General features: G+C 41.2%; 10 protein-coding genes. 8 read left to right on the forward strand and 2 right to left on the reverse strand.

The window, feature by feature from the left end; all coding sequences use genetic code 11:
- Positions 1 to 49 precede the first annotated feature (49 nt).
- On the forward strand, positions 50 to 3,193 hold the full coding sequence (locus GO816_RS03630) for a DUF2723 domain-containing protein (protein ID WP_157539974.1): 3,144 nt from the start codon (positions 50 to 52) through the stop codon (positions 3,191 to 3,193).
- Positions 3,194 to 3,272: 79 nt separating this feature from the next.
- Here the strand turns inward: GO816_RS03630 and GO816_RS03635 are convergent, their stop codons facing one another.
- Both GO816_RS03635 and GO816_RS03640 read right to left on the reverse strand, forming a co-directional pair.
- Positions 3,273 to 3,425, reverse strand: coding sequence for a hypothetical protein (locus GO816_RS03635; RefSeq protein ID WP_157539975.1), 153 nt, complete (start codon positions 3,423 to 3,425; stop codon positions 3,273 to 3,275).
- A gap of 153 nt (positions 3,426 to 3,578) precedes the next feature.
- Complete coding sequence (locus GO816_RS03640) at positions 3,579 to 5,627, reverse strand: M13 family metallopeptidase (protein ID WP_157539976.1); 2,049 nt, start codon at positions 5,625 to 5,627, stop codon at positions 3,579 to 3,581.
- Positions 5,628 to 5,861: 234 nt separating this feature from the next.
- Between GO816_RS03640 and GO816_RS03645 the strand changes: the two genes are divergently transcribed.
- The 7 genes from GO816_RS03645 (at position 5,862) to GO816_RS03675 (ending at position 12,320) form a co-directional block, all read left to right on the forward strand.
- Positions 5,862 to 6,335 carry a ribonuclease H-like YkuK family protein gene (locus tag GO816_RS03645; protein WP_157539977.1) on the forward strand — a complete coding sequence of 158 codons (474 nt, stop codon included), beginning with the start codon at positions 5,862 to 5,864 and terminating at the stop codon, positions 6,333 to 6,335.
- Positions 6,336 to 6,408: 73 nt separating this feature from the next.
- On the forward strand, positions 6,409 to 6,939 hold the full coding sequence (locus GO816_RS03650; protein ID WP_157539978.1) for a TlpA family protein disulfide reductase: 531 nt from the start codon (positions 6,409 to 6,411) through the stop codon (positions 6,937 to 6,939).
- Between the two features lie 17 nt (positions 6,940 to 6,956).
- The gene (locus GO816_RS03655; protein WP_317163577.1) at positions 6,957 to 7,424 is read left to right on the forward strand and encodes an SRPBCC family protein; all 468 of its coding nucleotides are present in this window, start codon (positions 6,957 to 6,959) and stop codon (positions 7,422 to 7,424) included.
- Between the two features lie 96 nt (positions 7,425 to 7,520).
- Positions 7,521 to 9,188: a M1 family metallopeptidase gene (locus GO816_RS03660; RefSeq protein WP_157539979.1), complete on the forward strand. Its 1,668-nt coding sequence runs from the start codon at positions 7,521 to 7,523 to the stop codon at positions 9,186 to 9,188.
- Between the two features lie 101 nt (positions 9,189 to 9,289).
- A complete protein-coding gene (locus GO816_RS03665; RefSeq protein WP_157539980.1) occupies positions 9,290 to 10,999 on the forward strand; it encodes an ArnT family glycosyltransferase in 1,710 nt (569 codons plus the stop codon).
- Between the two features lie 5 nt (positions 11,000 to 11,004).
- Entirely contained in the window at positions 11,005 to 12,036 is a 1,032-nt protein-coding gene (locus GO816_RS03670; protein ID WP_157539981.1) for a hypothetical protein, read from the forward strand.
- Positions 12,037 to 12,047: 11 nt separating this feature from the next.
- The gene (locus GO816_RS03675; protein WP_157539982.1) at positions 12,048 to 12,320 is read left to right on the forward strand and encodes a UBP-type zinc finger domain-containing protein; all 273 of its coding nucleotides are present in this window, start codon (positions 12,048 to 12,050) and stop codon (positions 12,318 to 12,320) included.
- Positions 12,321 to 12,355: the final 35 nt, after the last annotated feature.

Consider the following 12,355-nt stretch of genomic DNA (forward strand, 5'->3'; position numbering starts at 1 on the left):
TCTTAATTTCGTCGGCTTAAACAGTAACTCAAATTCTGATAATTTGAATATGAACTTTACCAAAACCAATAACCTGTTCGGTTGGCTAACCTTTTTGATTGCTGCCGTTACCTATACGCTCACGCTTGAACCATCAACCAGTTTTTGGGATTGCGGCGAGTTTATTGCCTGTATATATCGTCTGCAGGTAGCTCACCAGCCGGGTGCGCCCCTGTTTACTATGATAGGCAAAGCTTTTTCGCTGCTATCATTTGGTGATGTTACCAAAGTAGCCTACTGGACTAACATGGCCTCGGCCCTGTCAAGTGCTGCTACCATACTATTCCTGTTTTGGAGTATCACCATGCTTGCCAAGAAGATTTTGGTAAAGAAAGCCGAAGACCTGAACACTACCAATACTATACTCATTATTGGAGCAGGACTGGTTGGCGCGCTGGCTTATACATTTTCAGATACTTTTTGGTTCTCGGCCGTAGAGTCGGAGGTATATGCGCAATCATCATTATGTACTGCAATTGTGTTTTGGGCAATTTTAAAATTTGATGCACATGCGGATGAGCCTTATGCCGACCGCTGGATAATTTTCATAGCATACATTATGGGTTTATCAATAGGCGTTCACTTGCTCAACTTACTGGTTATTCCGGTTATTGCACTAATATTTTACTTCCGCAGGGCGAAAAACGTTACAACCGCAGGTACCATATGGGCATTTGTTATTGGTATAGTTGTGTTAGGTTTGGTACTGTGGGGCCTTATTCAATACACCGTTAAAGGTGCAGCTTACGCCGATTTATTGTTTGTAAACCAGTTTGGTTTCAGCTTTAACAGCGGTGCAATCATATTCTACCTGTTAGTTATCGTAACGCTTATTGCAGGTATTTTCTACTCTGTAACTACATCATTTGCTGCCCTAATTACTGCCGTTGCCTGTTTTGTTATAGCGCTTACTATAAGCGGGGGCATAGCAGGCTTTATTGCTGCAGGCGTTGTGTTAGCAATTTTAGAGTACGTTTTAAAAGTACGCGAAAAACGTTACTCGTTAAATATGGTACTTATATGTACGGTATTTATACTTTTAGGCTACAGCTCTTTTGTAATGATTGTGGTTAGAGCCAAAGCAGGCACCAACTTAAATAACAGTGATCCGCAGGATGCTTTTGCACTTAACAGCTACCTCAACCGTGACCAGTACGGTGAAACACCTTTAGTGTACGGTCAGTATTTTGATGGTAAGCCTGTTGAGCAAACTGATGGTGCCACCATTTACCGCCGTGGTGCTACCAAATATGAAATTGCGGGTAAAAAGCTTAAAACCAAATACGATCATAACACCCTATTCCCTCGCATATTTGACTCTGATGCCCGTAAGGCCGGCTTTTACCGCGACTGGCTGCAAATGAGTCCGGAGGAAACCCCAACCATGAAGCATAACCTGGGATTCTTCTTTAGCTGGCAAATACAGCAAATGTATAACCGTTACTTTTTATGGAACTTTTGGGGCCGCAGTAACGATATGGATGGCCAGAATGACAGCAACGGTTTAGATGGTAACTGGACCAGCGGACTGAACTTTGGCAAACAACTACCTTACAGCGTTACAGAAAGCAAAGCTTACAACCGCTTATACGCACTTCCTTTCATTTTGGGCGTACTGGGTTTAATTTACCACTTCACTAATGGTAAACGCGATGCCGGTGTGGTTGCCGTATTATTCTTCTTTACTGGTTTGGCTATTGTATTATACCTCAACCAAAATCCGCTGCAACCCCGCGAACGCGACTACGCTTATGTAGGTTCGTTTTACGTGTTTGCCATATGGATAGGCTTAGGCGTTTTATTTGTTGCCGATTTAATAAGCAAAGCATTAAACCGTAAAACAGCAGGCATTATAGCCACTACAGTTTGTTTACTGGCTGTGCCTGTTTTAATGGCTTTCCAGGAGTGGGATGACCATGACAGGTCAACCAAAATGACACCGCATGATATGGCTTGCAACTACCTAAACTCATGTGCACCAAATGCTATTTTGTTTACCTATGGTGATAACGACACTTACCCATTATGGTATGCACAAGAGGTAGAAGGTGTAAGGCCTGACGTGCGCATTGTAAACCTTAGTTTATTAGGCACCGACTGGTATATACGCCAGATGAAGCAAAAAATGAACGACTCAGAGCCGCTGCCGTTAAGCATGCCTAACGAAAAATTTGCAGCAGGTATACGTGATATCATTTACTACAGCGATCAAATGGATATTAAAGACACAGTAGAATTGAAAGAAGTATTTGACTTTATTACATCAGATAAACCTGAAGCAATGGTTGAATATGATAGCGGCACCCGCATGAATTATTTACCTACTAAACAATTCAAGCTAACTATTAATGCCGATGAGGTAGTAAAATCAGGTACTGTTCCGGCTAACCAAAAAGATCAGATAGTGCCTGCCATGGAGTGGAAGTTCAATTCGAACTATGTTACCAAAGACAACCTTGCTTTGATTGATTTATTGGCGCATAACAACTGGAAACGCCCAATTTACTTTGCAATAACTGTTGGCAACGAAAACATGATGGGACTTGACAAGTACATGCACGATGAAGGTTTTGCATATCACCTGCAGCCGCTTAAGCCTGATACCGCTGCTAATGCACCCGAGCCAACCAACACATTGATTATGTACAATAACATGATGACCAAGTACAAGTGGGGTAATATGAAAACAGCTAAATACCTTGATCATGAATCGGTTACCATGTTCTTCCCTATTATACAAAAGCAATTTAACAGCATGATAGCCAACCTTCAAAAAGAAGGACACAATGATTTGGCTATAAAAGCATTGAAACGCTATGAAGAGGTAATGCCTGATAACATTCCTTTCGGAGAAATTGCATTACGTAAGTTTTACCTGGTTCAAAATGCATATCAACTAGGGCAAACCCAGTTAGCCAACAAATGGACTAACCAGTTAGATGACTTTATTAAAAACTCACTCGATTATAATTATAACGTGTTGCAAAACAGCAATGGACAGCTTAGCCAACGCGATATACAATTGGGCATGTACATGCTTAATGGATTGATGCAGTTAACTGAAACCTATCATGAAACAGCGCTGAATAAAACGCTTGCAACCAGCTTTAAAGGTTATGAAAGCAAGTTTGGTAATGTGCTGGGAGGCCAGTAAAACCATAAATTATTAAACAAAAACGCCAGGATATATTCCCGGCGTTTTTTGTTTAATATAAGTTGCAATTAGTTTATCATCATTGCTTTTCCTTCCTTTCATGCTTTGGCTTATCACTATCATGCGGAAAGCGCTTACCTCGTTGAGCGGTATTAGGGTTGCGGTTAAACAATGAGCAGCTGCTTAACAGCAAAAAGCAGCTTATAGCTATGCAAAGACTTTTATTTTTCATTACTTCTTCCTTTTGTTACTACAACCCGCAACTAAAACATAGCAGCTGATTATTAACGCAATTTAAAAACTCTTTACAAACAAAGAAGCCGGATATAATTTCCGGCTTCTTTGTTATACGAGCTTAAGAGACTAATAGTTCACAAATAACAAACTACCAGATTTTTATCCTCTTGTCCTCCGGCTTATAAAGCTTATCGCCCGGTTTAATGTTGAATGCTTTGTACCATGCATCAATATTACTTAGCGGACCATTTACGCGATACATTTCAGGCGAGTGCGGGTCAACGCTTAATCGCATTCTTAATGATTCGTCGCGGCTTTTAATGCGCCACACTTGTGCGTAAGCTAAAAAGAAGCGCTGATCGGGCGTTAAACCATCTATTTTGGTATTGCCCTTGCCTTGAGGGGTATTTTTAAACGCCTGGTAAGCAATTGCCACACCACCGTTATCAGCAATGTTTTCGCCTAAGGTAAGGTTACCATTTACATGCTGGTTATCCAAAATGGTGTAAGCACTGTACTGAGTGGCAATGGCGGCAGTTTTAGCCTTAAATTTAGTTTCGTCATTTTTGGTCCACCAAACTTTAAGGTTACCGTCCTTATCATACTGGCTGCCCTGGTCATCGAAACCATGGGTCATTTCATGTCCAATTACTGCGCCAATGGCGCCATAATTAATCGCATCATCCGCATCTTTATCAAAGAACGGAAACTGCAGTATACCAGCCGGGAAAACGATTTCATTAAAGCTTGGATTATAATAAGCATTAACTGTTGGCGGTGTCATACCCCACTCTGTTTTATCCACAGTTTTGTTAATCCGGTCAATTTTTTCCTTGTAATTATGTTTAGCTGCCGTTTGTACGTTTTTGAAAAACTCTCCCCTGTTAACATCTATATCATCATACTTTTTCCACTTATCAGGGTAACCTATTTTCTTAGTAAAAGAGTTCAGCTTATCTTCCGCTTTCTTCTTCGTTTCATCACCCATCCAGTCAAGCTTTTGTATGCGGTCACGATAAACATCCTGCAGGTTATTCACCAAATCAAGCATACGCTTTTTAGCATCAGCAGGAAAGTACTTCTCTACATATAACTGACCAAGCAATTCACCTAAATCATCGTCAGTTTCTTGAACAATGGCTTTCCAACGCTCCTGCTGTGACTTTTGCCCGTTAAGTTTACGACCAAAGAAGTCAAATCTTGCGTCTCTGAATGGCTTGCTCAAATAACTTGACCAGCTGTTTAGAGCCATAAAGCTTAATTTGTTTTTCCAAACCTCAATAGGTTGTGTTTTAAGCAGCTTGCCTAATGCTACGTAATATTTAGGCTGCCCAACCAATATTGTATCGGTGCTGATGCCCATGCGCTTGAAAACATCTTTAATATCAATTTCAGGTACCTGCTGCTGTAATTGATTTACCGTATACTTATGATAGTTTTTTACAGGGTCGCGCAGTTCAACCGGAGTTGAATGTGATTGGGCAATTGTAGTTTCAAGTTTTAATATATCACCGGCATTTTTTGCAGCAGTAGCAGCATCTGTACCTGTAAGCGTAAACATTTTGGTTATGTAATCTACATAAGCTTTACGTATACTAACTGATGCCGAGTCGGTTTTAAAGTAATAATCGCGATTAGGCATACCTAAGCCGGCCTGTGAAAACTGAGCTAAGTTCTTGGTGCTGTTTTTATCATCGGGACCAACATAAAGTCCTATCATATAGCCCCCACCATCTTTGTAACTGTCGGCTATAAAAGCGGTTAGGTCCTTATAGTCTTTTATGCTTTTTATCTTATCAAGGGTTGGCTTTAGGGGTGTATAGCCTAATTTTTCTATAGCTACTGTATCCATACCACTGGCGTACATATCGGCTACCTTCTGTTCATTGCTTCCTTTGTCGTGCTCCTGCTTAGATATGTCAACCAAAATTTTGTTCAAATTTTTAAGGTTATCATCATACAAGGTAAAAAATGAACCCCAGCCCGATTGGCTTTCCGGGATTTTAGTTTTTTTGAGCCACGAGCCACTGGCATATTCAAAAAAGTTATCGCCAGGATTTACGGTTGTATCCATTGCCGATTTATCGAAAAACACGGTACGCTTTGGCACCTCTGCCGATTTATCCTTGGGCTGTTGTTTGCAGGCTGCTACGGCCAGTGCAGGCGCGGCCAGTATTAACCACTTATTTATTTTCATAAAGTTAAAGTTTCATTAAAGATGAATAACCTCTTACAATAAAACAATAGCTGTTTAATAATCTGCATAACCGCACTTGTTTACCTAGCATCAAAACTTACACTCAATTTGTTGATAACCAACTAAATGTTAACAAATAAATCACACACACGTTACGTTTATATGAATATGTATCGCTTACTTTTATAGACCCTAAAAAGGTCATCAATAAATTTTTAACCTAACGTAAATTTTATGACCTGGAGAAAATTTAGCGGTGAAGTACTGCGCACCCCCATCATTGAAGAAGTTGAACATGCCATTGAGCGCGAATGCGCACTTGGTAACAAGCTGAAAGTTTGCATTGGTACAGACTCGCAGGTGAAAGGCGAAATAACCGACTTTGCTACCGTAATTGTTTTTTTGAGAGAGCAGCGCGGTGGGTTTATGTTCATACATCAGGAGCGTACCACCAAGAAAATGAGCATCAAGGAGCGCATGTTAAATGAGGTTCAAAAATCAATTGACATAGCCTACCACCTGTGCGACTTGCTTGATGTATACGATGTTGATTTGGAAGTGCATGCCGACATTAACACCAACCCTATGTTTAAATCAAACCAAGCGCTGCACGAAGCCATGGGTTATATACTGGGCATGGGCTTTGTATTTAAAGCTAAACCCGAGGCCTTTGCCAGTTCGTACTGCGCTAACAAAATGGTGCAATAGCGCTCATTTAAATTAAATCTACCAATTTAGTATACTTTTACTATTTTAGTTGATTGAATAATTGAATTCGCTTATGAAAAACCTTTTGATGTTCCTTGTTTTAGGAATGACAGCTTTTGTCTCCAAAGCTCAGGATGCGGCAACAGATGCCACCACCTTAACCAAAATTGGCCAGCAGGTGCCGGTGTTTGAGTTTAAACTAAACAAAGACAAAACAGCATCTATCAACGACTACAAGGGCAAAATAGTAATGTTAAATTTTTTTGCCACCTGGTGCCCGCCATGCAGACAGGAGTTTCCTCGCGTGCAAAAAGAAATATGGGAAAAATATAAAGACAATCCTAAATTTGCTTTAATGGCATTTGCCCGCCAGGAAGGCTGGGAGAAAGTACTTCCGTTTAAAGAGAGCAACAAGTACACTTTCAATATTTTAACCGATGAAAGTCGCGCTATATTCAGTTTGTTTGCAACGCAATCAATACCCCGCAGTGTAGTATTGGACGAGGACGGCAAAATCATCTACCAGTCGATTGGATATTCAGATAAAGATTTTAGCGAGCTACTGACCTTGTTAGACAGCCGTTTAAAAAAACCATTACCGTAATTTACGGTTGTGGTTATGTGAAAACTTATGAACGCCGCTGGGAGCAATTTATACCCATTAGTTTGAATGAAGCCTGGGACTTCTTTTCGTCGCCATTAAACCTCGAAAAAATCACCCCATCCTCCATGAAGTTTATTGTTACATCGCCTTACACGCCCGATACTAAAATGTATCCGGGAATGGTCATTACTTATAAAGTATCGCCTCTGTTTGGCATTAAGCTAAACTGGATGACCGAGATTACGCACGTGCAAGACAAGGTTTACTTTGTAGATGAGCAACGTTTTGGCCCTTACGCCCTTTGGCATCATCAGCATCACTTTAAAGAAGTTGACGGAGGCGTACAGATGACGGATATACTAAATTACGCCATTGGATATGGCCCGGCCGGGTTAATAGCAAACCGGGTACTGGTTAAAAATAAAATTGAGGAAATATTTAACTACCGCACAAAAGCTATTGAAAAAATGTTTGGTAAAGCTTAGCTGATGTTGAGCTGATTAAAAAGGAAGTACAAACCCAGGTACTTCCTTTTTTTATGTCATTGTTTTTGTTTATTTGCTTAATAAATCCTCGCGCAAATGAAACTCCGTTTTAACGTTCTGCCTTTAGCTTTGTTACTGCTTGCCACCTTAACAGCCTCGGCACAATTAATGCAAAAAAAAGAAACGTATACACGTGCCGATTCATTACGGGGAATGCTCACACCGTTGCGTACAGCTTACGATATTAATTACTATCACCTTGATGTTAAGTTTGACATTGATAAGAAATTTATAAGCGGTAGTAACCTTTTTAAGTTTACCGCTACTCAAAACTTCAATAAACTGCAATTTGACTTATATGCTAACCTTAAGGTTGAAAAGGTACAATACAAAGGTAGGGAGCTGCCATTTGCCCGCGAGGCTGCAGCAGTATTTATAACGTTCCCAAAAACCATAACCAAGGGCAGTAAAGAGGAATTTATTGTTTACTATTCGGGCAATCCAACAGTAGCCAAACGGGCTCCGTGGGACGGGGGCGTTGTTTACACTTTAGATTCACTGGGCAAGCCATATGTAGCTACTGCCTGCCAGGGTGCCGGTGCAAGCATTTGGTGGCCTACTAAAGATCATCAAAGTGATGAGGTTGATAGTATGCTGATAAGCATCAGCGTACCCAAAGGATTAAAGGATGTATCAAACGGACGGTTACGTAAAGTAACAGAACTTGCCGACGGCTACACCCGCTTTGATTGGTTTGTTGCCAACCCCATAAACAATTACGATGTTGCCGCCAACATTGCTAACTACAACCATATGGAAGATAGTTACGCCGGTGAAAAAGGCACCCTTACTATTGATTATTGGGTGTTACCCTATCATCAGCAAGCTGCCGAAAAACAATTTGGGCGTGATGTTAAACGGATGCTCAAATCATTTGAGTACTGGTTTGGCCCATACCCATGGTACGAAGATGGTTACAAGCTGGTTGAAACACCGCACCTGGGCATGGAACATCAAAGCGCCGTTGCCTATGGCAATCGTTACCGCAACGGTTATTTAGGTCGCGACTTATCAGGCACAGGTCTTGGCCTTACCTGGGATTTTATAATAGTGCATGAAAGCGGGCACGAGTGGTTTGGCAATAACATAACCTCCAAAGATATTGCTGATATGTGGTTGCATGAAAGCTTTACCAATTATTCTGAATCGCTTTTTATTGAAACCTATTCGGGCAAACAGGCAGGTTTGGAATACTTAAAGGGCCTGCGCAAAATAATTCAGAATGATATACCCATTATTGGCCCTTACAATGTAAACAAAGAGGGTTCGGGCGATATGTACCCTAAGGGAGCCAACATGCTGGGCCTCATACGCACTTTGGTTAACAATGATGATAAGTGGCGTGCCATATTACGTGGGTTAAATAAAACCTTCTACCATCAAACGGTTACTACGGCGCAAATTGAAAATTATATGAGTAAAGAAGCTGGTATTAACCTTTCCCCTGTTTTTGACCAGTACCTGCGCTATAAAGACATTCCAACCCTCGACCTGAAATTTGAAAATGGCAAAATTTATGCTAAGTGGACAACCGACGTTAAAAACTTCAACGTACCCGTAAAGCTTGGCAAAAAAGGCGGTGAACTCTATTTTGTTAAATTGAATAACGAGTATGCACCAGTAAACTTTCCGGGGTTAACTAAGGATAACTTGGAAATTGACACCCTTGATTATTACATTAAAGTTAACGGCCTGGCAAAATAACTAACAGTAACTTAGGGTTGGCTTAAGTAATAAGTTTGACCGGCATGTAAGCAATAAAAAAGGCTACAATTTAGCTACCTTTGCAGCATCTGCCTATCAGTATGTTTAAAACTACCCTTAGTAACGCCCAGGCCAACCGCTATATCCTGTTTTTTTTAGCCGGATGGACTTTGCTCAACACCCTGCAGGCAGCAACGCTGGGTGTTCACCCCGATGAGGCCTACTACTGGATATACTCCCGCTTTTTAGACTGGGGTTATTATGACCATCCGCCAATGGTGGCGCTCTTTATTAGAGTGGGCGACAGTCTCATTAAAACAGAATTGGGCTTACGGATGCTTACTGTTATCGCAAGCACTGTATCGGTTTATATACTTTGGTTAATTGCTAAACGATACCATACCGATGCGCGCTGGTTTATCCTTTTAACATCAGGCTTGCTTGCATTCCATATTTATGGCTTTATTACCACGCCCGATGCGCCCTTACTGCTATTCACTATCTTGTTTTACTACATTTACCTGCAGTATCTCGAGAAGAACAACTTTGTATATGCATTGATGCTATCCATAGTTATTGTGTTGATGCTTTACAGCAAATACCACGGGGTATTAGTACTGCTGCTTACCTTGGTGGCTAACCCTAAACTATTTACCCGGCCATCATTTTATTGCATACCGGTAGTAGCTGCATTACTATACCTGCCGCATATTTTATGGCAGGTAAATCACAACTATCCATCAGTAAACTACCATCTGTTTGAACGCTCTTCTGACGTTTATAGGGTATCACGCACATTTGAATTTATACCCGGCCAACTGCTTATTGCCGGCCCACTTATTGGCTGGTTTTTGTTTTACTACGGTTTCAGCAAAAAACCCGTTGACGCATTTACCCGCTGTTTAATGTTCAACAGTGCGGGCATTTTTGTATTTTTTTGGTTTAATACCATTAAAGGCAATGTGCAACCACATTGGACGCTGATAGGTTTTGTACCTTTAATTTTACTGGTGCTTATTAGGTTATCAAACGCCCCTCAAATACCACGCTGGCTTTATAAACTTACAATTGCCAATGCAACATTAGTTATAGCTTTCAGGCTTATACTTATACCGGGCTTTCCGGCAGTAAAAAAACTGGCTTTTTTAGAAACGTACTATGGTTACGACACCTGGGCGCAACAAATTAAGCGCAAGGTGGGCAACGCCTACGTTATTATGCCGGTGGGTTTTCAATCGGCTTCCAAGTATAATTATTATACTCATAGTCTTAAAAGTTTCTCTTATGATGGGTCAAACTACCGCCGTACACAATTTGACCTGTGGCCAATTGAAGACAGCATGCAAAACAAACGTGCTTTTTATACAGGCCCTATACATTTAAACGGAGCAGAAACCGACAGCATAAAAACAAACAAAGATACCTGGGTAGGTTTTTGGGTTGATAAGGTGCGTACTTATCAAAAAGTAGATATCAAAACAGACAGTTACAAGATTACCGCACATCCCGGTCAGGTAATTAATTTCAAACTGCAAATATCAAATCCGTATAACCGGCGGTTAAACTTTGCTAATAATGCTAACAGTAAGGTAGAACTACTAGCGTGCTTTTACCAGGGCGATGATGGCATCTTTGAAACTGCTGAATCAAACTTTAATGGCATTACCATTACACCGCATCAAACAGCAAATTATACCTTTGCGACAAAAGCGCCGCTTAAAAAAGGCAAATACGAATTGATATTCTCTTTACGTACCACACCCTTTAACGGAGGGCGCAACAGTCGTGCAATCAACTTTATCGTTCAATAAACTTTATGATAAAAAAGTTCTACTTAATTATTTTCTTTTTAACAGCCGCCATTACCGCAAGCGCACAGCATAGCGTTGATGTTAACGTAAGCGGTCTTGGTTTTTTAGACAACCGTGAGTATAAAGCATTCACCGAACGCTCGCGCACTTACTCGGGTATGCGCACCGCAATTGATTTTGGATTAAATATAGATAGCCTAAATCATATCATCATTGGTATAAACGGCATTCATGAGTTTGGAGCAAAACCTTACTTTTTAAAGGTAGACCCGGTGGCTTATTACAAATTTGAAAGCCATAAATGGCTATTCAATGCAGGTATGTTTCCGCGTAAAGACTTACTTAGCAATTACCCACGTGCTATATTGAATGACACGCTGATGTACTACCGCCCTAACGTAGAGGGTTTATTAACACGCTATCAAACCGAGTACGGTTACGAAACCCTGTGGCTCGACTGGACCAGCCGTCAAACTCCTACAGACCGTGAGCAGTTTCTGTTTGGCCTGGCAGGTAAATACCTCCCAAACCCTAACGGGCCTTTCTACTTATCGCATTACTTTATGTTGTTGCATGATGCCGGGCCGGCGGTAGCTATCCCGGGCGATCATATACGCGACAATGGCGCCGCTCAAATACGCTTAGGCTATAACTTTGGCAAGAAAACCATGTTTGATTCGCTCTCGGTTGAGGCCGGTGGTATGCTATCGTTAGAACGTACGCGTAGTGTTAGCGGCTTTCAAAAACCTTTGGGCTTTGTAGCCAGTTTATATGCGAGCTACCACCATATAGCCATTTTTGATGAGTTTTATAAAGGTGAGGGCCATGATGTTACTTATGGTGATGCATTTTACCGTAAGAAGATTTATAACCGTTTAGATATTATTTATACGCCGTTTTTGTTTAAGCACATTAAAGGGCAGTTTGTGCTAAGCCTTCACCAGTCGCCCGGTCAATTGGGTGACAGCCAGCAGGCATTCAGGATAACGTATGACCTGGGTCGCAAAAAATTATTTAATTTTAAAGACGACAACTAATTATCTCTAACATGGCCGAAGAAAATTTATGCGAACACCTGACAGCCATTACCGAAGTTAAAATTGGTGATGAATATGTATGCGAAGAGTGCGTTAAACAAAACGGCACCTGGCTACACCTGCGCACCTGTCAAACCTGTGGCGTAACGCTCTGCTGCGATTCATCGCCCCAAAAACACATGACCAAGCATCGCTTTCGAAGCGGCCACCCCGTAATGGCATCGGCCGAGCCGGGTGAACGTTGGTTGTGGTGCTATGAGCACGAAATGATGAGGGAGTACTAGTCTTGACTTTTTATTCTTCTGTCATTTCGAACGAT

The organism is Mucilaginibacter aquatilis, from assembly GCF_009755275.1.
Lineage (GTDB): Bacteria > Bacteroidota > Bacteroidia > Sphingobacteriales > Sphingobacteriaceae > Mucilaginibacter > Mucilaginibacter aquatilis.

Coding starts and splice junctions, on each gene's coding strand:
- GO816_RS03630 (WP_157539974.1), top strand. CDS start 50: ATGAACTTTACCAAAACCAATAACCTGTTCGGTTGGCTAACCTTTTTG.
- GO816_RS03635 (WP_157539975.1), bottom strand. CDS start 3,425: ATGAAAAATAAAAGTCTTTGCATAGCTATAAGCTGCTTTTTGCTGTTA.
- GO816_RS03640 (WP_157539976.1), bottom strand. CDS start 5,627: ATGAAAATAAATAAGTGGTTAATACTGGCCGCGCCTGCACTGGCCGTA.
- GO816_RS03645 (WP_157539977.1), top strand. CDS start 5,862: ATGACCTGGAGAAAATTTAGCGGTGAAGTACTGCGCACCCCCATCATT.
- GO816_RS03650 (WP_157539978.1), top strand. CDS start 6,409: ATGAAAAACCTTTTGATGTTCCTTGTTTTAGGAATGACAGCTTTTGTC.
- GO816_RS03660 (WP_157539979.1), top strand. CDS start 7,521: ATGAAACTCCGTTTTAACGTTCTGCCTTTAGCTTTGTTACTGCTTGCC.
- GO816_RS03665 (WP_157539980.1), top strand. CDS start 9,290: ATGTTTAAAACTACCCTTAGTAACGCCCAGGCCAACCGCTATATCCTG.
- GO816_RS03670 (WP_157539981.1), top strand. CDS start 11,005: ATGATAAAAAAGTTCTACTTAATTATTTTCTTTTTAACAGCCGCCATT.
- GO816_RS03675 (WP_157539982.1), top strand. CDS start 12,048: ATGGCCGAAGAAAATTTATGCGAACACCTGACAGCCATTACCGAAGTT.